Here is a 22,219-nt window from a genome sequence, read left to right as displayed (position 1 = left end):
CAGGTTCGGACACTGCGGCCGGGGCAGCGTCCGGCGTCCACTCCCCCTCAACAGGCTCCTGTGCAGTTCCACGTAAGATAAGACCCGTGACTAGCGAACAGACAAAGACTTTTGACCTCTCGGCATCCTTCAAGGCCTACGACGTCCGGGGCATCGTGGGCGATTCCATCACGGCCGAAATCGTCGAAGCCGTAGGTGCCGCGTTCGTCGATGTCCTGGAACTCGAAGGCCAGACCGTACTGGTGGGCGGCGACATGCGCCCTTCCTCCCCCGAGTTCGCCAAGGCTTTTGCCGATGGCGCCGCCACCCGCGGCGCGAACGTCCAGCTCCTGGACCTCATCTCCACCGATGAGCTCTACTACGCCTGCGGTTCCCTCAACGCAGCGGGCGCCACGTTTACCGCCAGCCACAACCCTGCCGAGTACAACGGCATCAAGATGGCCAAGGCCGGAGCGCAGCCCATTTCCTCCGAGTCGGGGCTCAAGGAGATCCAGGCCCTCGCCGAGGAGTACCTGAATACGGGCCACATCCCGGCGGCCGCCACCCGCGGCAAGATCGGCGTCCACGATGTCCTCAAGGGCTACTCGGAGTACCTCCGCGGGCTGGTGGACCTGTCCGGGTCCCGCCCGCTGAAGGTTGTTGTGGATGCGGGCAATGGCATGGCCGGCCTGACCACCCCCGCGGTCCTGGGCGACGCCCTCCTGCCGAAGCTGCCGTTCGAGATCATTCCCCTCTACTTCGAACTGGACGGTTCCTTCCCGAACCACCCTGCAAATCCCCTCGAGCCGGAGAACCTGCGCGACCTGCAGGCCGCCGTCATCAAACACGGGGCGGACATCGGCCTGGCGTTCGACGGCGACGCCGACCGCTGCTTTGTGATTGACGAAAAAGGCGAGCCCGTTTCGCCGTCGGCCATTACCGGCATGGTGGCTCGCCGCGAAATCGCACGCGCCCAGGGGCAGGGCGAGGCCACCCCAACCATCATCCACAACCTCCTGACCTCACGCGCGGTGCCGGAATTGGTGGCGAACGACGGCGGGCGCGCCGTCCGCACCCGCGTTGGCCATTCCTTCATCAAGGCAGTCATGGCCGAGGAAGGTGCCGTCTTCGGCGGCGAGCACTCCGCGCATTTCTACTTCCGCGACTTCTGGAACGCCGACACCGGGATGCTCGCAGCGATGCACGTCCTCGCGGCCCTTGGCGAGCAGGACGGCCCGCTGTCCGAGCTTGGCCGCGAGTACGAGCCGTACGCCTCCTCCGGTGAGATCAACTCCGAAATCGAGGACAAGACGGCGGCTGTGGACCGGGTCAAGGCTGACTTTGCCGCCGAGGACATCATCGTGGACACCATGGACGGAAGCACCTTCACGGCCAAGGACGGCAGCTACTGGTTCAACCTGCGCCCCTCCAACACCGAGCCTTTCCTCCGACTTAACGTCGAAGCCACGGACCGCCTCCTGATGGAACGCGTGCGGGACCGGGTGCTGGCCAATGTCCGGCGCTAATCACCCGGCGCCCCGAACAACGGCACAGTCAGTCGCCCGCGAAGCCGCGGACGGTGCCGCGGACGGCCAGATGGTGCCGTCCTGGCGGGATTCCGTTCCGGAGGCCAGCGCCGCGGATCTGGAGAACCTGATGGGCACCGGACTCGGTGCGGCCCAGGAACAGCTCCAGCGCAACGGCGGGTTTCTGCCGTTCGCGCTGGTGGTGCAGAACGACGGCGAGGTCCGGCTCATGGCCGTCACCCCGGCGGACGCTGCGGAAGGTTCGGACGGCGACTTTGACGCCGATGCGATGATCAGCGACCTCACTGAACTGCTGCGCCAGAACCGGGGCGATTTCCGCGCCGCCGCAGTGGTCTGCGACATCACGCTGGTTGAGGATGAGTCCGATGCCATCCATGTGGCTGCCGAACACCGGGACGGGTCAGTTTTCGCGGCCGTCCTGCCGTACGCCGCCAACACAGCCAGCCGCGAGTGGGAGTTCGGCGAGCTCGCCGCCGATTCCAACGAGCCCGCCATCTGGGTGGACTAGACCGGGGCGAATGGTCGTGAAAATCAATGCCTTTGCAGACGTCAGCCTCAGGGCCCTGATGGTTTTGGCCGCCGCCCCCGAGGCCACGCTCCTCACCACGCAGAACATCGCCGACGCCGTGGCCACACCCTACAACCATGTCAGCAAGGCAATTGCTAAACTGCGAGCCCTGGGCCTGATCGACGTTGAACGCGGCCGGAGCGGCGGCTCCCGGCTCAGCCCCGCCGGACGCGTGGCCACCGTGGGCCAGGTCCTGCGGTCACTGAACACCCGCACCGACGCCGCCGACTGCGTATCCCCCGGCGGCAATTGCCCGCTCATCAACGAATGCAAACTCCGGGCAGCACTTGCCCGGGCACGCGAAGCCTTCTACGGCGAACTCGACGACGTGGTGGTGGCCGACCTGCCCGGCTCGAAGCAGATGGCGCCCGTCTTCCAGATGATCGGCCTCCGCCCCGGCCTTCAGCCGCCGGTTCCGTCACAGTAGCCGCAAAACCGCGCTGCGCCGGGCTCACTTCCCTGTCAAAGCGCCATGTGACGGGCCGATTTGATTTCACATTTCTACAAGGTGTAGAACTTGGGGTATCAATACACGCATTCGAAATGCACGTATTATCCGACCGGACGAAGGCCCCGGTTACCTACCTCAGGAGTACACATGCTCTCGGACAAGTCCCGCCCCGTCATTGAGGCCACCCTGCCGCTGGTCGGCTCGCGGATCGGCGCCATCACCCCTAAGTTTTACGCCCGGCTGTTCGCCGCCCACCCCGAATTGCTGGACGGCCTGTTTAGCCGTTCCAACCAGCGCTCGGGCGACCAGCAGCAGGCCCTCGCCGGAAGCATCGCCGCTTTCGCCACGCACCTGGTCAACAACCCCGGCACGCTGCCGGAAACCGTTCTCGCCAGGATTGCCCACCGGCATGCCTCGCTCGGCATCACCGAACCCCAGTACCAGGTGGTCTACGAGCACCTGTTCGCCGCCATTGCCGAAGACCTTGCGGAGGTCATCACCCCCGAAATCGCGGAGGCCTGGACCGAGGTGTACTGGCTGATGGCGGACGCCCTCATCAAGCTTGAAAAGGGCCTTTACGCCATGCAGGCGAACGGCAAGATGTGGGCCCCGTGGCGGGTGTCCGCCAAGACTGCGGCCGGCGTCGGCGCCATGACCTTCACCCTTGAGCCGGCGGACGACACCCCCATCACCCCGGCGCTTCCGGGCCAGTACGTCAGCGTCAAGGTGGTCCTGCCGGACGGCCTTCGCCAGGTGCGCCAGTACTCACTGTCCGGCGAGGCGGGCACCAGCCGCAGCTTCACCACCAAGCTGGATGACGGCGGCGAGGTCTCCCCCGTGCTGCACAACACCGTGCAGGTCGGCGACGTCCTGGACATCTCCAACCCCTACGGCGAGATCACCCTCAAAGATGGTGACGGTCCGGTGGTCCTGGCCTCGGCCGGCATTGGCTGCACGCCCACCGCATCCATCCTGCGTTCCCTCGCCGAAGCCGGGTCGGACCGGCAGGTCCTGGTGCTCCATGCCGAAAGCACCCTGGACAGCTGGGCACTGCGCGGGCAGATGACGGACGACGTCGAACGCCTGGACAGTGCCGAACTGCAGCTGTGGCTGGAGCAGCCGGTGGAGGGCACCAAGGAGGGCTTTATGTCCCTGCGCGAGGTGGACCTCCCGGCCGATGCGTCGCTGTACCTGTGCGGACCGCTCCCGTTCATGAAAAACATCCGCAACGAGGCCATCAACGCGGGCATCCCGGCCACATCCATCCACTACGAGGTCTTCGGCCCGGACATCTGGCTCGCCAGCTAAGAGTCGCAGTACGACGGCGGCCCCGCACCTTTTCGAAAAGGTGCGGGGCCGCCGTCGTGATGTCTGTTTGACTCCAGCTAATCAGCTGTGGTCCGCCATGCGTTCCTTCAGTGCGTTCAGCTCGGCACTCAGGGCCTCCGGCAGGGAGTCACCGAAATTCGCGTACCACTCCTCGATCGAGGCCAGCTCGGCATCCCATTCCTCGCGGTCCACGCGGACGGCATCTTCCACGTGGGCGTGGGTAAGGTCCAGGCCGGTCAGGTCCAGAGAGTGGGGCGCCGGGACGAAGCCGATGGGCGTTTCGATCGCGTCAGCCTTGCCTTCGAGGCGCTCGATGGCCCATTTGAGGACGCGGGCGTTGTCGCCAAAGCCCGGCCACGCGAAGCCGCCGTCGGCGGTGCGCCGGAACCAGTTGACCAAGAAGATGTGCGGGAGCCGTTCCGGGTTGGCCTTTCCGGAGACGCTGATCCAGTGCTTCAGGTAGTCGCCGGCGTCATAGCCGATGAAAGGCAGCATGGCCATCGGGTCGCGGCGGAGCACGCCCACCTGGCCTGCAGCGGCGGCCGTGGTCTCCGAGGAGAGCGTGGAGCCCATGAAGATGCCGTTGGTCCAGTTGCGGGCCTGGGTAACCAAGGGAACGGTGGTCTTGCGCCGGCCGCCAAAGAGGATGGCCGAGAGCTCCACGCCCTCGGGGCTGTAGTACTCCTCAGCCAGCATGTCGACCTGCGAGATCGGGGTGCAGAAGCGGGAGTTCGGGTGGGCGGCCGGCTGGTCCGAGTCCGGCGTCCACGAGTTGCCCTGCCAGTCGGTCAGGTGCGCGGGGACCTCGTCAGTCATCCCTTCCCACCACACGCCGCCGTCGTCCGTGAGGGCAACGTTGGTGAAGATGCTGTGGCCCTTGGCAATGGCGCGCATGGCGTTGGGGTTGGTCCCCCAGCCGGTGCCCGGCGCGACGCCGAACAGGCCGGCTTCCGGGTTGGTGGCGCGCAGTTCGCCCTCTTTGCCGATCCGCATCCAGGTGATGTCATCGCCGAGGGTTTCGACCTTCCAGCCTTCGATGGTGGGGTCAAGCAGGGCGAGGTTGGTCTTGCCACAGGCAGAGGGGAAGGCCGCGGAGATGTAGTAGTTCTTCTTCTCCGGCGACGTGAGCTTGAGGATCAGCATGTGCTCGGCCAGCCAGCCTTCATCGCGGGCCATCACCGAGGCGATGCGCAGGGCGTAGCACTTCTTGCCCAGCAGGGCGTTTCCGCCGTAGCCGGAGCCGAAGGACCAGATGGAACGCTCTTCGGGGAAGTGGACTATCCACTTGTCCGGATTGCACGGCCAGGGCACATCAGCCTGGCCGGCCTCGAGGGGTGCGCCCAGGGAGTGCAGGGCGGGGACGAAGAAGGCGTTCGTGGAGGTGATCTTGTCCAGCACGGCGGTGCCGATGTTGGCCATGATGCGCATGGAGGCGACGACGTAGGCGCTGTCGGTGATTTCCACGCCGAACTTCGGATCCTCGGCCTCGAGGTGGCCCATGACGAACGGGATGACGTACATGGTGCGGCCGCGCATGGAGCCGGCGAACAGGCCGCGCAGCTTCTGCTTCATCTCGGCCGGAGCCATCCAGTTGTTGGTGAAGCCGGCGTCGCGTTCATTTTCCGAGCAGATGTAGGTCTGCTCCTCGACCCGGGCAACGTCGGCCGGGTCGGAGAAGGCTGCGAAGGAGTTGGGGAACGTTTCCGGGTTAAGCCGTGTCAGGGTCCCGGCGGCGACGAGCTCGTCGGTCAGCCGGGTGTTCTCTTCCTCGGACCCGTCAACCCAATGGATGCGGTCCGGCTGCGTAAGTTCTGCAACCTCTTCGACCCACGCCAGCAGTGCGGCATGGGTGGTGGGTGCTTGTTCAAGCAACGGTTTCTGCGCCAGTTCGCCCATTACGGTTCCCTTCCTCGGGTTCATCGGTGTGTCCTAAATGTTATTGGCCGCCCCGGGGTGGCCGAGGATGGCAGGCGTGCTCGTTTCTGCTCTTTTGGGACGGAAACCGCGCAAATTCAAGGAAACGGTGCGCAAATTGATGGAATTAAGTGATGAAGGTCACGTAGACCGGTCTAGTCACCCATATTACACGCCTTCCGATTTGGCACGAGGGCCAGACTCGCGTAAAGTAATTCGAGGTTCGGGGAGCGAGATACTCCGCGAAACAGAGAATGCGCCCATAGCTCAGCTGGATAGAGCGTCTGTCTACGGAACAGAAGGTCAGGGGTTCGAATCCCTTTGGGCGCACAGAATGAAAGTCCGCATCGGTTCGCCGGTGCGGACCTTCTGCTTTTAAGACCTCGCCAAAAGCCGTGACCGGAATGCGTAACTTTTTGTCACCGGCTTCACTCCGGACCCTGCAACACGGGCCGCCGCTCCCTTGCCTGGTCAACAGCGACGCCAGGCAGCAGCCAATCCGCCCGGCTCCGTCCCGGAAGGCGGGCGTAGGCTGGACAAATGACGCCCCAAACCTTGGAACGGGAATTTGATGTCGTAATCATTGGCGCAGGAGCCGTGGGTGAAAACGTCGCGGACCGTGCAGTCCAAGGTGGACTCACCGTTGTGGTGGTCGAGGCCGAACTGGTGGGTGGCGAGTGTTCCTACTGGGCCTGCATGCCCTCGAAGGCGCTGCTCCGACCGGGCACAGCCCTTCACGGTGCGCAGACCGTGCCCGGGGCCGAGGCGGCGGTGACCCGCACCCTGGATGTTGCGGCAGTACTCAAGCGCCGCGACTACTTCACTGCCAACTGGCAGGATGAGGGCGCGGTGAAGTGGCTCGAGGGTGCCGGCATCGAACTCATCCGCGGGCGCGGGCGGCTCACCGGGCCCCGCGCCGTGGAAGTAGCCGGCCTGGACGGAAACATCTACCAACTCAAGGCGCGGCACGCCGTCGTACTGGCCACCGGCTCCATACCCAACCAGCCGCCCATCCAAGGGCTGGCAGGACTGCACGTCTGGGGCACCCGGGAAGCCACGTCCGCCAAGGAAATCCCGGCACGGCTGCTGGTCCTCGGCGGCGGCGTGGCAGGCACCGAGCTCGCCCAGGCATTTGCCCGCCTCGGCTCGGAGGTGATTCTGGTGGCCAGGAGCGGGCTCCTGGGCAGCTTCCCGGCCGAGGCCAGCAGTCTCGTGGCGGCCGGACTGCGGGCGGACGGCGTGGAGATCCGCCTGGGCACATCGACGGAAAGCATCCATCAAAACGACGACGGCACCTTCACCCTGACGCTGCGTGACCGGACCGCCGGCGAACAGGGCATCGCTGAACACAGCACGAGTGACCAGCACGCCGGCGAACAGAGCGCCGTGACGGCGGACAAGGTCCTGGTCTCCACGGGCCGGCATCCGGCCCTCGAGGGCCTCGGCCTGGAAAGCGTGGGCCTCGGGGCCTCGGACGGGAAGCCACTCCGGCTGCAGACGGACCTGACTGGCCTAGTCCGCGGCACGGACGGGCACGAGCCTTGGCTCTACGCGGTGGGAGACGCCGCCGGCAAGAACTATTTCACGCATCAGGGCAAGTACGAGGCCCGGGCAACCGGTGATGCCATCGCCGCCCGCGCCAAGGGCGAACTGGCGGGAGACCCGGCAGCGTGGAGCCGCTACGCCCAGACCGCCAACCTGCACGCCGTTCCCAGTGTCGTGTTCACCGATCCCGAGCTGGCCGCCGTCGGACGAACCCTGGAGCAGGCCAGGAAGGACGGCTACAACGCCTCATCCGTGGAGCTGCCCATCGACGTTTCAGGGTCTTCCCTGCACTCCGAGCATTACGAGGGCTGGGCGCAGCTTGTGGTGGACGAGGACCGCCGGGTTCTCCTGGGGGCAACTTTTGCCGGACCCGACGTGGGAGAACTGCTGCATGCCGCCACCATCGCCGTGGTGGGCGAGGTCCCGCTTGAGCGGCTGTGGCATGCGGTGCCCTCCTTTCCGACCATCAGCGAAGTGTGGCTGCGGTTATTGGAAAAGTACGGCCTCTAGGCCTATTTGAACTGACTGGTCAGTTTAGTTAGGATGGGTGCAGACATTAATCGTCGAAAGGCCATCCTTGCTATTTGTCCAGCAGCTCCACGTGAAGGGCCGGCGCGATGAACTTCTTCCGCCCACCTCCCTGCGCGTCAGCCCCGGTGAGCTGCTGCTGGTGGCAGCAGACCGGCAGGACCAGAGAACCGCCCTCGCACTGACCATCAGTGGCCGCATGAAGCCCACCGGCGGCCTGATTACCTGGGCCGGCAACTCCCGTACCAAGACGCTTCGGCTGGCCAGCGCCCTGGTCGACTCCCCCGGAGTCAACGAACCCGAGCAGCACCTCAGCGTGCGCGACCTCGTGACCGAGGACCTCGCCCTGGTCCCCCGCCGCTACCGCGGCGCACTCCTCAGCAAGCCCTGGCTCAAAATCAACAGGTTTGAGGACATCGCGGATCTTTGGACCGAACAGCTCCCCGCCGGCAAACGGACGGAGTTGCTGACCGCCCTCGCGCTGGCCAACCCGCACACCGACCTCCTGGTGGTGGATTCCCCGGACCGGCACAGTGCCAGCGCTGCGGACTGGCTCCCGCGGCTTAAAGCGCTGGCGTACGACGGCGGGCGGCCACTCGCCGTCGTCGCTACCGTCACTGCCCTCCCGGACTCGTGGACGGGTCCCGCCGCCGTGATCGGCAACGCGGTCCAGCCGGCGGAGGAAGCGCCCGCCGCGCTGGAATCGGCACCTGAATCCACCCCGGCCCAAACCGCCGTGACCGACCAACCTTCCCTGGCTGACGACGAATCCGAAGCCCTCCTACGCGAAACCGAGGACGCCAAGTGACCGTGTTGCGGCTGGCCCGTTCCGAACTGAAGCGGATGACCGGCGGGTTGCTGCCGAAGCTCACCATCCTTGCCCTGACCATGGTGCCGCTCCTGTACGGCGCGGTGTACCTCTACGCCAACTGGAACCCCTACGGGAACCTGAATCAGATCGATGCCGCCCTGGTGGTGGAAGACACCGGAGCCACTTCCGGCGACGGCACAGAACTCCATGCCGGCACCAAGGTGGCGGACGGCCTGATCGAGGGCCACGTCTTCAACTGGAAGCCGGTCAGCACGGCATCGGAGGCCGATCAGGGCGTCAGCAACGGCAAGTACGCGTTTGCGCTGAAGATCCCCCGGGACTTCTCCACCAACCTGGTCTCACCGGGCAGCTTCGATTCCGCCAGCCAGGCAATGCTGAACGTCACCACCAACGATGCCAACAACTACCTGCTGAGCACCATCGTGGACAAGCTGACCACCTCGGTCCACACCACAGTTGCCAAGGAGGTGGGCGAAGAAACCGCCAACCAGCTCCTCACCGGCTTCGGCACCATCCATGCCCAGATGCTCAAGGCAGGAGACGGTGCCGGACAACTGGCCGACGGCGTGGCCACACTCCGCGACGGAACCGTTACCCTCCACGCGGGTACCACCGAACTCAGCAGCGGAGCCGCAGAGCTCTACGCCGGGCAACTGAAACTCCGTGACGGCGCGAACCAGCTGACCGACGGCGCTGGCCGGCTCAGCAGCGGCCTCACCCTGCTGAAGGATAAGACCGCCACGCTCCCCACGGACACCCAGACCCTTGCCAACGGGGCCGCTCAGGTGGCCGCGGGGAACGCCCAGTTGAACACCAAGGTCCAGTCCGTCGTCACCCAACTCGACGCCGCCGACCGGGGACTGCGGACACGCGTGCTCGAATCGAACACCCGCCTCGTTGCCGCGAAAGTGATTACGCAGGAACAGGCGAACAGCATCCTGGCCGATTTCGACGCCGCGGCAACCTCAAACCCGGTGGCTCGTGCGAAGACCACCCTTCAGGCCGACGCCGCCCAAATCCAGCAGCTGGCTGACGGTGCCGAGGCAGTGAGCGTGGGCGCGGCCCAGCTCGCTGCCGGTATGCCGGCCTTGAAGAACGCCGTGGCACAGGCTTCGGCGGGCGCGGACCAGCTCCACACCGGTGCGGCCGCGCTGGCCACCGGCCAGCAGTCAGCACTGGACGGAGCCGGCCGGCTGGCAGAGGGTGCAAATAAGGTCGACGCCGGTGCCGGGCAGGTGGAGGCCGGCGCCGCGACGGCCGCCGACGGATCGCGGACGCTCGCCACCGAAATTGCCAAGGGTGCCGGGCAAGTGCCCAACCCCGACGACGCCCAGAAGGACAGCCTGTCCCACGTGATCGCCGACCCTGTTGCAGTCAGCAACGTCTCCCAGGCCAAGGCGAACTCCTATGGGGCGGGCCTGGCGCCCTTCTTCATGACCCTTGCCTTGTGGATCGGCATCTTTATGCTGGTCCAGGCCATGCGTCCCATCACCCAGCGGGCCCTGGCGTCGAACGCCCCGGCCTGGAAAATCGCCGTCGGCGGCTGGCTGCCGTTCCTTGCGGTCTCAGCGGTCCAGGCCACCCTCCTGACCCTCGTGGTGGACCTGGCTCTGGGCCTGAACCCGGCGCATCCGGTCCTGATGTGGCTCTTTATGCTGGCGGCGGCGATGGCGTTCAGCGCCATCATCCAGGGCGTGGTTGCGTTGCTGGGATCGCCGGGCAAGCTGGTGGTGCTGATCCTGCTGGTGCTGCAGCTTGTTTCCTCGGGCGGAACGTTTCCCTGGCAGACCACCCCGCAGCCGCTGCACGTGGTCCATGAGGTCCTCCCCATGGGCTACGTGGTAACCGGAATGCGGCACCTCATTTACGGGGCGGACCTGTCCATGATTGTGCCCACCGTCCTGGGGCTCCTCGGCTACACGCTGCTGGGCGCCGCGATGTCCACCTTCGCGGTCCGGAAGCACAAGTACTGGACGCTCAAGACCCTCAAACCTGAGATCGCGGTATGAGCGCCGTCCTGCCCGACGATGGTGCGGCCGGGAAGAAACTCCGGCCGGCCCGGACCAACGCCACCCGGCAGAAGCTGTTCGACGCCTCGATGGAGCTGATCGGCGAGCGGGGTGCTGCCGGCGTGACCGTGGATGAGATCGCCGCCGCGGCCGGGGTTTCCAAGGGTACCGTCTACTACAACTTCGGCAGTAAGTCCGATCTGATTGCACAGTTGCTGCGCTATGGCGTGGACATCCTGAAGGCACGCCTGCTGAGCGCGTCCGCTGATCCCCGCCCCGCGGATGATCCCCGCCCCGCGGGTGATCCCGGCCCCGCGGGTGGTTCCGGCGCGTCGGGTGGTTCCGCCGGCGACCCGCTGCTGGCCATGGAGGCAATGATCGGCCAGGCGATGGACTTCATGGCCGATTATCCGTCCTTCGCGAGGCTGTGGGTCAGCGAAAACTGGCGCACCCCCAGCGTGTGGCAGGATACGTTTGCCGTGCTCAGGACCGAACTCCTGGCGGTTATCGGCGATGCCATCGAGGCGGTGGCGGCCGTCTACCCGGTGGACGCCGGCATCTCGCGCGGCAGCCTGGAGACGGCGATTTTTGGTGCCTGCTTTGTGGTGGGCCTGGACCGGGTGACCTACAACCCGGAGCGGAGCCGTGACCAAAGCGTTGCAGCAATCATGGCCAGCATGCGCGGCTACGTGCTGAAGTAACTCCTCCCTCGGGGATGATTGATCCCATGCGCCACATGGGTATCAGCGGAAAGTTCGCCCTCGTTATGGCCATCGCGGCCCTGGGCATGCTGGTGCTTACTGCCATCACGCTTGAGGAGGCCGTGATGGTCACGTTCCTGGGGCTCGTGGCCTTGGCCTACGTGGCCGCGGTAGGCGAAGTGCTTGTCCGGCGCCGCCATGCAGTCCTGGTGGCCACCGGGGCCGGGTCGAGCCTGGCCGTCGCTTTTTCGCTGGCTTTCCTCAGCACGTGGGAGCTCGCCTTCGTGGATCAGTCGACCATCATCGGCACGCCGCTTCCCACCAACGATCCCGACAATTACTTCTTCTGGGCCGCCGCCTCGGCCGCTGCCACAGTACTGGTCCTGTTTCTGGGTGTGGCGTGGCCCTCGGCACGTCGGCCCGGCTCCCGGAACCGGCCGGTGGCGGGAAGCGGCCGGAAGCCCACGGCGTCCCAGGGCCGCCCCTCGGCCCGGGGCACGTCCGCCAGCCACGGGCCAGTCACCCGGGGCACGGCTGCCCGCAACACTGGGGCACCGGTTCAGCGGGCTTCCGGCTCCCGCGCGCCTGCCCGTTTGCCGGCGGCGGCCAAGCGGGCGTCGTCGTCGGCATCTCCGGCGCGTAAACCGGCCGGCAAAGCGGCGCCCCCGCCGGCACCCAAATCCGGCACCAAGACCACGTCCCGGCGCTGACGCGGGCCGCCGCGTCCGGTGAGTACCGCCGTCGCCACTCCGCCCAGCAGAAGGACGCCACCGGCCAGTTCCGCGGGCGAGGGGACTTCGGCCAGTATCAGCCAGGCGGCACTCATCCCCACCACGGGCACCAGGAGCGTGAAGGGAACAACCGCCGACGACGGGTAGCGGGCCAGCAGCCGGTTCCAAATCCCGTACCCCACCAATGACCCGAAAATAGCCGTGTACAGCGCACTGGCGATGGTGACCGGCTGCAGATGGGCCAGCGTTCCGAGCACGGCGTCGGGCCCGTCCACCAGGAGCGACAGTCCGGCAAGGGGCAGCGGAACAACAGCCCCGGACCAGACCACCAGTCCCAGCCCGGATGCCGCTTTGGCCCGGCGGGCGACGACGTTTCCGGCCGCCCAGGACAACGCCGCCCCCAGCACAATGATCAACGGCAGCAGGGGCGCCACCGCGCTGCGCCCTACTGCCACCACGGCCAGTCCCGCGACGCCAAGGACAACGCCGAACAGTTGGCTCCGGCTGGGGCGCTCCCCCAGGAACCCCGCCGCCAGCAGAACCGTCAGCAGCACCTGCGCCTGGAGCACCAGCGATGCCAGACCGGCCGGCATACCCAGCGCCATGGCCAGGTACAGGAGGCCAAACTGGCCCGCGCTCATAAAGAGCCCGACGCCGATGATCGCCTTCCAGCTGACATCCGGCTTCCGGATAAAAAAGATCAGGGGGAAGACGACCAGGACGAACCGCATGGCAACGAACAGCAGCGGCGGAACGTCACCGCCGTCGGGATGCAGTCCCAGGTCGATAGCGACGAAGTTGACGCCCCAGAGGACGGCGACGAGCAGCGCCAGGAGGGAGTGTGGGAGGTTCACCGGTCAACTCTGACAGACGCTGCGCCTCAGTGGGCGCGCGGAACCTTGAATTTGGTGATCCGGGCGTCCTGGCCGTCGAGTTCGGCCCAGGACTTTTCCGTTTCCAGCACAGTCAGGGCACTGGTGGGGTAGCGCGTGGCGGCGTCCATGTAGGCATCGTGGTTTGAGTCCCGGGAAGCAAGGTGCATGGCGAGGTCCTGGACCCCGGGCATGTGCGAGATGAGCATCAGCGTCGTCACGGTGTCGGGCACATGGTTGACCACGGTCAGCATGCGCAGCGCGGAGGCGGCGTAGAGGCCGTCCTCAAGTTTCGGCGTCGGGGCCTTATCCCCCAGCTCGGCGCACACCCACGTACACGTCTGGCGGGTGCGCAGGGCACTGGAGCAGAGGATGAAATCCGGGAAAATGTTGTGCTTGACCAGCCATTTCCCGGCCAACGGCGCCTCCCGGTGCCCGCGCTCTTCCAGCGGCCGTTCATGATCATCAACCCCGCCGGGCCAGTCAGCCTTGGCATGGCGCATGATCACCAGTCGCTTGATGTGGTGGTCGCTCATTCCCCAAGCCTAGCCCCCAAAAACACCAGCTGCGGGGGTACATGCTCGCTGGCCCGGAACACACGAAAGCGGCTCCCGTGAGTAAGGGCGCTGCAGCGCAGCGGCACATCCCGAAAGCGCCGTTGTTGCGCGAGGAACGAGCGCAGGCGCAGAGGGATCGTGCCGCCTTCTTGCGGTACTGAAGTTAAGACTAGATCGAGTATTCCGGAGCGGCCCAGACCACTACTTCGGGGTGCTCGTAGAACCGGTAGCCCTGGCCTCGGACGGTGCGGACGGTGTTGGCGAGGCGGCCCAGTTTGGAGCGGAGGCGGCGGATGTGGACGTCGATGGTGCGCTCGTTGGGTACCTCCTCGGCATTGCGCCACAAACCTTCGAGCAGCTCGTCGCGGCCGACTGTGCGGGTGCCGTTCTCGACGAGGTAGTTGAGGAGTTCGAATTCCTTGAAGGTCAGGTTCAGGGATTCGCCGTCAAGGTGGACTTCGCGGCGGGCCAGGTCGATGAGGACGCCGGAGGGACGGGGCTCCGCCGCCTGCTGCAGCCGCGCAGTTTCGGTGCGCTTCTGGGCGTTGACAGTGGGGTCGCCAAAGGTGGACCGGACGACGTCGAGCGCGGAACCGGGGGTACCGGCCGGGGCCATGGCCACCGCAGCGTAGCTTTCGGCGCCGGTCACGAGCGACTGGGCGTAGGCGCGGATTTCCTGGGCAAGCTTGGCAATGGAGGTTCCGGCTGCCGCCGCGGTCTCCTCGTCGATGCCCATGTAAAGGACGAATCCGCGAGCAAGGTTATCGTTCGCGGACCTGGGTGCGTTGCTCCCCCCTACTACCGGCGTGGGCGCGGTGAGCGGGGCAGCTTCGGAGGGCTGCACGGCGCGGAGCTGGCCGTAGGAGTTGGGGTTGTAGCCCTGGGGTACGTACCCGGGAGCGGGGAAACCGGTTCCACCAGCGCCAGGCGCGAACGCCTGGCGGGTGCCAAAACCCTGACGGAGGCCGGACGACTGGCTGGGCTTACCGGCGTTACGGACGGAGATGTGGACGTATCCGGATGCAACTGACATGAATGCTTACCTCAAATGTGAATGGCCGTCACTGCGGCTCGAATGCTGGTTGCCCGCAATGAAAAATCTGGGAGGGCGCCCGTCTCTGGACTGGGAAGGCGAATGCCTAAGAACTTCGTGGGTCTGAAGGTCAGGCGTGCATTCGACAACAGCGCATGTCGGCAGCAGCTGATGTGCTGGACCAATATTCTGCGGCTGCAGTTGCTGTTGAGTTCTTGTTCACAATTGAAAGTGTGCAACGTAACAATGAAAACTTGCAAGTAACAAAGGGCCTGTTCGTCCGCATCGTGAGACAAAGCGGCAATAATGTGCGTCGTATCACAATTCGGCGAGTCGGCATTTGTATGACATGGATTTCTGTCGAGGGGCCCCATTGTGCTCAGATGAAGAATATTATTCGATATAACCCATCATCTGAGAATCGACAGGAACTTCATGCGCTTGACGTAAAATTGCCACACCGGTTGAGGCGTGTTGTCCAATCGTCGGCTGATTTTTTCGCCAGGACGCGCATTCTTGGCCGAACGAGCACGACCCTACTGACCGGTAAGGGGTTCTGCCAAGGCCAAAGCGGTTCAAAAGTCTTAGTTCGCAGCAACCGCCAGAGCCCGGTGAGTGCCCCGGTTCGGGGCGATCTCCTAATTCGTAGTTACTCCCGAGCTCGGAGTGCTGGATGTGCCGGAGTTCGGAGTGCTGGACGTGCCGGCGGCCGTCAATTGGATGGTCTCCGCCCGGTAGGAATCAGACTCCTTGAGGGCGGAAACACGGACACTGGCACCGGTGGTGACGGCCGACAGACCGAGTGTGTTGCCGGCAGAGCTCCCCCGCTGCCGCACTCCTTCGGAGACCTGCACATCCGAATCCACGGCGTAGGTGCGGGAAAAGCCGTCATCACTTTTGACGGTGAGGGAGTTCGCGGAGACGCTGGTGACGGTCCCTGCCTGGCCCGCCATGGTGACGTAGCCCGAGTCCTCGAGGATGACGTATTCGGAATGGATGGCGACACTGAGCCCAGCCATTCCCATGCCCAGTCCGGAAGGGCCGCCGTCCATTCCGGCGCCGGCACCGGGGCCGGTCATGCCGCCTTGGCTCCCTGGCCCGAACTGGCCCTGCGCGCCGAAACCCTGCCCGCCCGAACCCTGGCCGCCCGCGCCCTGGCCGTCGGCCGCAGCCGCGCTGGAACCATTCGCGGCGGCGTAAGCGCCGGCGCCCGCTGCGGCAGCAACCACCACCGCCACGCCCCCTGCAACCATGCCCTTCTTCGCCGTCCAGGTCCTGTTCCGGCCGGAACCCAGGGCACCATTCGGGGAGTAGGACTTCGGTGCGCCCCATCCGGTCCCGGCGTTCGCGCCCGCCGGGACTGCCGGCGTCGTACCCCAACCCTCCGGTTCTTGGTAGGACGCGTCCTTCTGCGGCGCGCCCTCCCACACCGGGGCTGGCCCGTTTTCCGGCTGTCTGTTGCCCGCTCCAGACCCCGGGACGGCGTGATTGTTTTGCTGATCCATGGCTTTTCTCCAAAGACGGTCGGTACTGCTGGCTACGGTTGTCCCAACAGCGTCGGCCGCTTTGCTGTGCGCACGCTGTGCCGCAACGAAACCCTGACTGTGACGTGGGTCCGATCTCCGGGCCACGGCATCCCGCCGCTACAAGCAGGTGACTACGCTGGAACTCACAGCACACACACAGGAACCGCAAAGCCCCGGCACACCGGCAGATCAGAGAGTTGTCCCATGGCATCCCCGCACTCCATGACCAACAACCTTCCCCAGCTCACGCACCCGGACGGCTCGCCTATCCGCGCCCTCGTGGTGGACGACGAACCCAGCCTGTCCGAGCTCATGAGCATGGGCCTGCGCATGGCAGGCTGGTCCGTGGCCGTCGCCGCCGACGGGCCCGCCGCCGTCAAGCTGGCCAAGGACTTCCATCCGGACGTTTTGGTGCTGGATGTGATGCTGCCGGGGTTCGACGGCGTGGAGCTGCTGGGCAGAATCCGCACCTTTGCGCCGGAGGTACCGGCGCTGTTCCTTACGGCCAAGGACGACGTCCAGGACCGCATCGTGGGCCTGGCCGCCGGCGGCGACGACTACGTCACCAAGCCGTTCAGCATGGAAGAGGTCCTGCTGCGCCTGCACCGGCTGGTCCAGCGCTCCGGGGTGGCCGCCATGGACACCGCCGAACTGGTAGTGGGTGACCTGGTGCTCAACGTGGACACCCGGGAAGTTACCCGGGCCGGGGAAGAGGTCCAGCTGACGGCCACCCAGTTCGAACTCCTGCGCTACCTGATGGAGAACCCCAAACGCGTGGTCAGTAAGGCCCAGATCCTGGACCAGGTGTGGGATTACGATTTCGGTGGCCAGGCCAACATCGTGGAGCTGTATATCTCTTACCTGCGCAAGAAAATCGAGGCGAACCACCCGCCGATGATCCACACGGTGCGCGGCGCCGGCTACGTCATCAAGCCTGCAGATTAGCCGGGGACCGCATGTCCGCTCTTTCCGGTGTTCCCCGGCGGTCCGGCCGGTCCTGGTTCAACCCCTCGACCTGGCACCTCCGGACCCGCCTCATTTTGCTCTCCATGGCACTGCTGGTGGCCATCTCAGGTGCCATTGGCGTGGTCAGCTACGCCTCCATGGACGTGGTCCTTTCCAAGCAACTGAACGAACAGTTGACCATGGCGTCCCGCGGCCGGCCGCCGGAGGGCAACCCGTCCGGGCGCCCCGACCCCCTGGATGCCCGCGGGCAGGCCGTGGGGACGCTGAACGCGCGGGTGGCGGGCGGGCAGATCAGCCGGGAAGCGGGCTTCCTGTCCTCTGATTTCACCCGCACCCCGCTGACGTCCTCCGATGTGGCCACCCTCCAGGCGCTCCCCCGCGACGGCGTACCGGTGGACCGCCAGCTGTCCAACGGCGACTACCGTGTCATGGCCACTCAGACTCCCTACGGTGACGTGGTGATTACCGGCCTGCCGCTGAGCACCAAACAGAGCACCGAGGCCTCGCTTGTGCTCACGATGGTGCTGGTGTCGCTGGGCGGCCTGCTCGTGATCGGACTGGCCGGCACAGCCTTGATCCGCCGGACCATGCGCCCCCTGGAGCAGCTGTCCGACGTCGCCACCAAAGTTTCCAAGCTGCCCCTCGACGCCGGCGAGGTGGCGCTCGCCGTCCGCGTACCTGCCTCCGCTGCGCATCCCACCACGGAAGTGGGCAGTGTGGGGCACGCCCTGAACCTTATGCTGGACAACGTTTCCAGCGCTTTGGAAGCCCGCCAGCGGAGCGAAATGAAGGTGCGCCAATTTGTGGCGGATGCCTCGCACGAGCTGCGCACCCCGCTGACTGCCATCCGCGGCTACACGGAGCTGATGCGCATGACGGAGACGTTCACCGAGGACGGCAGGAAATCGCTGGGGCGGGTGCAGAGCCAGTCCGAGCGCATGACCACGCTGGTGGAGGACCTGTTGCTCTTGGCCCGGCTGGATGAAGGCAAAGCCCCGGAGACCACCGATGTGGACCTCACCCAGCTGGTGGTTGAGACCGTCAGCGACGAGAAAGTGATGGCCCCGGACCACATCTGGCAGTTGAAACTGCCGGCTGAGCCCATCATCGTGCGGGGTGACAACACCCAGCTCCACCAGGTCCTCGCCAACCTGCTGTCCAACGCGCGCAAGCACACGCCGGCCGGAACCACGGTGGTGACGGGCGTGATGCGGTCAGCCGATGGCAGCGTTGTTGTCACCGTCACCGATGACGGGCCGGGCATTCCGGGAGAGTTCCAGGGCAGGATCTTCTCGCGCTTCGCACGGGTGGACGCTGCCCGGGCCGGGCTGAAGGGCTCAGCCGGTTTGGAAGGCTCGTCCGGGCTGGGGCTCTCCATTGTGGAGTCCATTGTCCAGGCGCATGGCGGGAGCGTTGAACTGACGTCACGGCCGGGCAGGACCGAGTTCGCCGTCCGGTTGCCCGCAGCCAAGGTTGCCTCCGCCTGAATCCGGCCGGCAACTGACTCCGGGCGGCAAGCTGAACGGCAAGCTGAATTACACAGGCACGTCACAGGTTGCGCCTAATGGCCTCAAATGAAGCGGCGCGAGTCTTGATTCATGACGCTCACCGACTCCACCTCAGGAAGCCTGCCGGACGCTGCAGTGGCGCCGCTGAGCTTCCCGCCGCGGCAATCCCGGCCGCAGCCGCCGCAGCCGCCACAGCCCCAGCCCCGGCCCCGGCCCCGGCCCCAGCGGAGCGCCGGGCGGCGTGCCCCTGTGAACACCCGCACCGCCGTCCCGGTCCTCGACGTCACCATCCCCGTTTTCAACGAGGAACGCGATTTGGAGGAATGCCTGCACCGGCTCCACTCGCACCTGCGCGAGTCTTTTCCACACAGCTTCCGTATTACCGTGGCGGACAACGCGAGCACGGATGGAACCCTGAAGATCGCCGAACGCCTGGCCAGGGAGCTTCCGGAACTTGTGGTGGTCCATCTGGGGGAAAAGGGCCGCGGCAATGCGCTGCGGAAAGTGTGGCTCGCCTCGCCGTCTCCGGTCCTGGCGTACATGGACGTGGACTTGTCCACCGATCTCGCCGCGCTGGCACCCCTGCTGGCCCCACTGATTTCGGGTCATTCGGACCTTGCCATCGGCACGCGCCTGACGCGTAGCTCACGGGTTGTCCGCGGGCCCAAACGGGAGTTCATCTCGCGGACCTACAACCTCATGCTCCATTCCTTCATGGGCGCCAGGTTCAGCGATGCGCAGTGCGGCTTCAAGGCCATCCGGGCCGACGTCGCTCAACAGATCCTGCCGCATACTCTGGACAATTCGTGGTTTTTCGACACCGAACTCCTGGTCCTCGCCGAACGTTGTGGCCTTCGGGTCCATGAAGTCCCGGTGGACTGGACCGACGACCCCGATTCCAGCGTTGATGTGGTCCGCACCGCCCTGGCAGACATGCGCGGCATGGCCCGGCTGACCCGGGATCTGGTCTACGGCCGGATCCCTGTTCCGGAATTGCGTGCCGCCTTGGCCCGCGGCCCGCTGCCCGCGTCATCCCGTACTGCCGAGCAGACGCGGGTGGGGAGCCTTTTCGGCCAGTTGGTCAGGTTTGCTGCCATCGGCGGCGCCTCGACGCTGGCGTACCTGTTCATCTTCCTGGTGGGTCGCGGGTTCTTGGACCCCCAGGTGGCCAACTTTGTGGCCCTGCTCATCACCGCGGTGGCCAACACCGCCGCCAACCGGCGGTTCACCTTCGGCATTCAGGGCGGGAACCCGGTGCGGCACCATTTCGACGGGCTGATCGTCTTCGGCATCGGCCTGCTACTCACCTCCGGGGCACTCGCCGTGGTGCACAGTACGACGACGCCGGACCGTTGGGCGGAAGTCCTCACGGTGGTGGCCGCGAATCTTGCCGCTACCGCAGTCAGGTTCCTGCTGTTCCGGCTGTGGGTTTTCCGCGGCCCGGCAGTCCCTGCGGCCACATCCCCCACTACTTCTTCGACGGAAACGGCAGCATCATGACCTCCACCATCACACCGGCTGACGCCGGCCCCACTTCCGGCGCCCCGCAGGAGGCTCCTGCCGTGCCGGACGCCGGCGCACATTCCGGGCACGCAGTTCCCTCGGGAACGGCCCCGGGTCCCGGCACTCGCTGGACCCGGTACGCGTTCGGCAGCCAGCCCCGCTGGGTCCGGCCTTCGGCTGCGGCTCTCCTGGTGGCCACGGCAGTCCTGTATCTGTGGAACCTCGCGGCCACCGGATATGGCAACTCCTTCTACGCCGCCGCCATCCAGGCCGGAACCAAAGACTGGACGGCCTTCCTGTTCGGTTCACTGGATGCCGGCAACGCGATCACGGTGGACAAGCCCCCTGCCGCACTCTGGATTCCTGCCCTCGCGGGAAGGATCTTCGGCTTCTCGTCGCTGAGCATGCTGGTGCCCGAAGCGCTCATGGGAGTGGCCGCCGTCGGCATCCTTTACCTGACCGTCAAACGCATCTCCGGACCGGGGGCAGGCCTGCTGGCCGGGGGCGCCCTGGCGCTGACTCCGGTGGCGGCGCTGATGTTCAAGTTCAACAACCCCGACGCTTTGCTCACCCTTTGCCTGGTCCTCGCCGCGTACTTCACCACCCGCGCCATTGAGCAGGCGGGGTGGAAGTGGCTCGCGGCCGCCGGAGCCGTGGTGGGCCTGGCCTTCCTCACCAAGATGCTGCAGGGTTTCCTGATTGTTCCTGCCCTTGGCCTCGCATATCTCTGGGCGGCGCCCACCACTGCGGGACGGCGGATACTGCACCTTCTCGGTGCAGTGGGCGGCATCGTTGTGGTGGCGGGGAGCTATGTGGCACTTTTCCAACTGACTCCGGCCTCGGCACGGCCCTACATGGCCGGTTCAACCACCAACAGTTTCCTGGAGCTGACCTTCGGCTACAACGGCTTGTCCCGCATCACCGGCTCGGGCGAGGGTATGCCAGGTGGCGGCGCCGGTGCGCCGGGCGGGACGGGTGCGGGCGGCTTCGGCGGCGGCAACGGCGGGTTCGGCGGAGCCGCCGGCCTGCTGCGGATGTTCGGCACCAGCTTCGGCGCCGAGGTTGCCTGGCTGTTGCCCGCGGCCCTGATCCTGCTGGCTGCCGGCCTGTGGTTCACCCGGAGGGAAATTCGGACCTCCCGTACCCGTGCTGCCCTGATCCTGTGGGGCGGCTGGCTTCTGGTCACGGCGGGTGTCTTCAGCTTCATGAGCGGCATCGTCCACCCCTACTATTCCGTGGCGCTGGCGCCGGCAATCGCAGCCCTGGCGGGCATCGGATCTGTGGAACTGTGGCGTGGCCGGGGTTACTGGCCAGCCCGGATCGTCCTGGCCGTCGTTATCCTGGGCAGTTCCATCTGGTCCGCGGTGCTGCTGGGCCGCGATGTGTCCTGGCTCCCATGGCTGCGCATCGTCATCGTCGTCCTCGGCGTCCTTGCCGGCGCGGCGGTGATCCTTCGGCTCGACGCCCGGGGCACCGCCGGCAGGTTCCGGCACGCCGGTGCGGCCGCCGTCGTCGTAGTTTCCATTCTGGCCGGGGGCCTGGGCACCGGGGCGTGGACCCTGGCGACTGCCGCCTCCGCGCACTCAGGCTCCATCCCGACGTCGGGGCCCGCGGGGTCCTCAACAGGCGGCTTCGGCAACCGGACAGCCGGTTTCCGGGACGGCCGCACCGGGGCCGGCAGTTCAAGCGACGGCTCCTCCGCCGGGGGTGCAGGCGGCGATACTGCTGCCGGCGACAGTGCTTTGGGCGGCCTGCCGGGCGCTGACGGCCCCGGCAGTGAGGGAACGGCGGATTCTGCGGTGACCGCCCTGCTCTCCTCCACCACCACAAAGTGGTCCGCGATTGTCTCCGGCGCTACCCAGGCAGCCAGCCTGGAACTGGCAACAAACACCAGTGTTATTGCCCTGGGCGGCTGGAATGGCGGCGACCCTTACCCCACGCTGGCACAGTTCCAGGACATGGTGTCCAAGGGCGAGATCGGCTACTTCATCGAAGGCGGTGGCATGGGCGGGGGCATGGGCGGCCGGGGCGGTAACTCCGAAGTGGCAGCCTGGGTTCAGGCCAACTTCCAGTCCCAAACCGTGGGCAGCGCTACCGTGTACGCGTTGGCGAAGTAGCCC

General features: G+C 66.1%; 17 protein-coding genes and 1 tRNA gene. 13 read left to right on the top strand and 5 right to left on the bottom strand.

Annotated features, from left to right (window positions below; translation table 11 throughout):
• The first annotated feature begins 86 nt into the window (after positions 1 to 86).
• From SBP01_RS03415 to SBP01_RS03400, 4 genes are all read left to right on the top strand, one after another.
• Complete coding sequence (locus tag SBP01_RS03415; protein ID WP_320537484.1) at positions 87 to 1,505, top strand: phosphomannomutase/phosphoglucomutase; 1,419 nt, start codon at positions 87 to 89, stop codon at positions 1,503 to 1,505.
• 70 nt (positions 1,506 to 1,575) lie between these two features.
• Positions 1,576 to 2,034: a hypothetical protein gene (locus SBP01_RS03410; RefSeq protein WP_275214778.1), complete on the top strand. Its 459-nt coding sequence runs from the start codon at positions 1,576 to 1,578 to the stop codon at positions 2,032 to 2,034.
• 16 nt (positions 2,035 to 2,050) lie between these two features.
• Complete coding sequence (locus SBP01_RS03405) at positions 2,051 to 2,521, top strand: Rrf2 family transcriptional regulator (RefSeq protein WP_320538274.1); 471 nt, start codon at positions 2,051 to 2,053, stop codon at positions 2,519 to 2,521.
• A 171-nt stretch (positions 2,522 to 2,692) separates the two neighbouring features.
• Positions 2,693 to 3,853 (top strand): globin domain-containing protein, encoded by a 1,161-nt coding sequence (locus SBP01_RS03400; protein WP_275214727.1) that lies wholly within the window; start codon positions 2,693 to 2,695, stop codon positions 3,851 to 3,853.
• An 81-nt stretch (positions 3,854 to 3,934) separates the two neighbouring features.
• On the opposite strand, the gene SBP01_RS03395 is transcribed toward SBP01_RS03400, so the two are convergent.
• Positions 3,935 to 5,770, bottom strand: a complete 1,836-nt coding sequence (locus tag SBP01_RS03395; RefSeq protein WP_275214775.1) for a phosphoenolpyruvate carboxykinase (GTP) — start codon at positions 5,768 to 5,770, stop codon at positions 3,935 to 3,937.
• Between the two features lie 274 nt (positions 5,771 to 6,044).
• On the opposite strand from SBP01_RS03395, the gene SBP01_RS03390 reads away from it, so the two are divergent.
• The 5 genes from SBP01_RS03390 to SBP01_RS03370 all read left to right on the top strand — a co-directional run bounded on the left by SBP01_RS03390 (position 6,045) and on the right by SBP01_RS03370 (position 11,403).
• A tRNA-Arg gene (locus SBP01_RS03390) sits at positions 6,045 to 6,118 on the top strand.
• A 210-nt stretch (positions 6,119 to 6,328) separates the two neighbouring features.
• Complete coding sequence (locus tag SBP01_RS03385; protein WP_320537482.1) at positions 6,329 to 7,843, top strand: NAD(P)/FAD-dependent oxidoreductase; 1,515 nt, start codon at positions 6,329 to 6,331, stop codon at positions 7,841 to 7,843.
• A gap of 67 nt (positions 7,844 to 7,910) precedes the next feature.
• A complete protein-coding gene (locus SBP01_RS03380; RefSeq protein ID WP_275214724.1) occupies positions 7,911 to 8,669 on the top strand; it encodes an ABC transporter ATP-binding protein in 759 nt (252 codons plus the stop codon).
• Positions 8,666 to 10,702 carry a YhgE/Pip domain-containing protein gene (locus SBP01_RS03375; protein ID WP_320537481.1) on the top strand — a complete coding sequence of 679 codons (2,037 nt, stop codon included), beginning with the start codon at positions 8,666 to 8,668 and terminating at the stop codon, positions 10,700 to 10,702. The genes SBP01_RS03380 and SBP01_RS03375 overlap by 4 nt, the downstream gene beginning before the upstream one ends.
• On the top strand, positions 10,699 to 11,403 hold the full coding sequence (locus tag SBP01_RS03370; protein WP_320537480.1) for a TetR/AcrR family transcriptional regulator: 705 nt from the start codon (positions 10,699 to 10,701) through the stop codon (positions 11,401 to 11,403). Before SBP01_RS03375 ends, SBP01_RS03370 begins: the two co-directional genes overlap by 4 nt.
• 559 nt (positions 11,404 to 11,962) lie before the next feature.
• Here SBP01_RS03370 and SBP01_RS03365 read toward each other — a convergent pair.
• From SBP01_RS03365 to SBP01_RS03350, 4 genes are all read right to left on the bottom strand, one after another.
• Positions 11,963 to 12,988, bottom strand: coding sequence for an EamA family transporter (locus SBP01_RS03365; RefSeq protein ID WP_320537479.1), 1,026 nt, complete (start codon positions 12,986 to 12,988; stop codon positions 11,963 to 11,965).
• 26 nt (positions 12,989 to 13,014) lie between these two features.
• A complete protein-coding gene (locus SBP01_RS03360; protein WP_320537478.1) occupies positions 13,015 to 13,542 on the bottom strand; it encodes a SixA phosphatase family protein in 528 nt (175 codons plus the stop codon).
• Positions 13,543 to 13,732: 190 nt separating this feature from the next.
• Entirely contained in the window at positions 13,733 to 14,596 is an 864-nt protein-coding gene (locus SBP01_RS03355; RefSeq protein ID WP_320537477.1) for a winged helix-turn-helix domain-containing protein, read from the bottom strand.
• A gap of 638 nt (positions 14,597 to 15,234) precedes the next feature.
• Complete coding sequence (locus tag SBP01_RS03350; RefSeq protein ID WP_320537476.1) at positions 15,235 to 16,101, bottom strand: hypothetical protein; 867 nt, start codon at positions 16,099 to 16,101, stop codon at positions 15,235 to 15,237.
• Positions 16,102 to 16,326: 225 nt separating this feature from the next.
• On the opposite strand from SBP01_RS03350, the gene SBP01_RS03345 reads away from it, so the two are divergent.
• The 4 genes from SBP01_RS03345 to SBP01_RS03330 all read left to right on the top strand — a co-directional run bounded on the left by SBP01_RS03345 (position 16,327) and on the right by SBP01_RS03330 (position 22,216).
• Complete coding sequence (locus SBP01_RS03345) at positions 16,327 to 17,067, top strand: response regulator transcription factor (protein ID WP_275214715.1); 741 nt, start codon at positions 16,327 to 16,329, stop codon at positions 17,065 to 17,067.
• An 11-nt stretch (positions 17,068 to 17,078) separates the two neighbouring features.
• Complete coding sequence (locus tag SBP01_RS03340) at positions 17,079 to 18,575, top strand: sensor histidine kinase (protein ID WP_275214714.1); 1,497 nt, start codon at positions 17,079 to 17,081, stop codon at positions 18,573 to 18,575.
• Positions 18,576 to 18,686: 111 nt separating this feature from the next.
• Positions 18,687 to 20,096, top strand: a complete 1,410-nt coding sequence (locus SBP01_RS03335; protein WP_320537475.1) for a bifunctional glycosyltransferase family 2/GtrA family protein — start codon at positions 18,687 to 18,689, stop codon at positions 20,094 to 20,096.
• Entirely contained in the window at positions 20,093 to 22,216 is a 2,124-nt protein-coding gene (locus tag SBP01_RS03330; protein ID WP_320537474.1) for a glycosyltransferase family 39 protein, read from the top strand. Before SBP01_RS03335 ends, SBP01_RS03330 begins: the two co-directional genes overlap by 4 nt.
• Positions 22,217 to 22,219: the final 3 nt, after the last annotated feature.

The sequence above is a fragment of the Pseudarthrobacter sp. IC2-21 genome (assembly GCF_034048115.1).
GTDB lineage: Bacteria > Actinomycetota > Actinomycetes > Actinomycetales > Micrococcaceae > Arthrobacter > Arthrobacter naphthalenicus.
The sequence above is the reverse complement of the archived record's forward strand: the minus strand, read 5'-3'. Positions and strand labels throughout refer to the sequence as shown.

What these genes read in the sequence shown, in the direction of transcription:
- SBP01_RS03340 (WP_275214714.1), top strand. Translation starts at nt 17,079, where the DNA reads ATGTCCGCTCTTTCCGGTGTTCCCCGGCGGTCCGGCCGGTCCTGGTTC.
- SBP01_RS03395 (WP_275214775.1), bottom strand. Translation starts at nt 5,770, where the DNA reads ATGGGCGAACTGGCGCAGAAACCGTTGCTTGAACAAGCACCCACCACC.
- SBP01_RS03330 (WP_320537474.1), top strand. Translation starts at nt 20,093, where the DNA reads ATGACCTCCACCATCACACCGGCTGACGCCGGCCCCACTTCCGGCGCC.
- SBP01_RS03385 (WP_320537482.1), top strand. Translation starts at nt 6,329, where the DNA reads ATGACGCCCCAAACCTTGGAACGGGAATTTGATGTCGTAATCATTGGC.
- SBP01_RS03370 (WP_320537480.1), top strand. Translation starts at nt 10,699, where the DNA reads ATGAGCGCCGTCCTGCCCGACGATGGTGCGGCCGGGAAGAAACTCCGG.
- SBP01_RS03355 (WP_320537477.1), bottom strand. Translation starts at nt 14,596, where the DNA reads ATGTCAGTTGCATCCGGATACGTCCACATCTCCGTCCGTAACGCCGGT.
- SBP01_RS03345 (WP_275214715.1), top strand. Translation starts at nt 16,327, where the DNA reads ATGGCATCCCCGCACTCCATGACCAACAACCTTCCCCAGCTCACGCAC.
- SBP01_RS03335 (WP_320537475.1), top strand. Translation starts at nt 18,687, where the DNA reads ATGACGCTCACCGACTCCACCTCAGGAAGCCTGCCGGACGCTGCAGTG.
- SBP01_RS03360 (WP_320537478.1), bottom strand. Translation starts at nt 13,542, where the DNA reads ATGAGCGACCACCACATCAAGCGACTGGTGATCATGCGCCATGCCAAG.
- SBP01_RS03410 (WP_275214778.1), top strand. Translation starts at nt 1,576, where the DNA reads ATGGTGCCGTCCTGGCGGGATTCCGTTCCGGAGGCCAGCGCCGCGGAT.
- SBP01_RS03350 (WP_320537476.1), bottom strand. Translation starts at nt 16,101, where the DNA reads ATGGATCAGCAAAACAATCACGCCGTCCCGGGGTCTGGAGCGGGCAAC.
- SBP01_RS03400 (WP_275214727.1), top strand. Translation starts at nt 2,693, where the DNA reads ATGCTCTCGGACAAGTCCCGCCCCGTCATTGAGGCCACCCTGCCGCTG.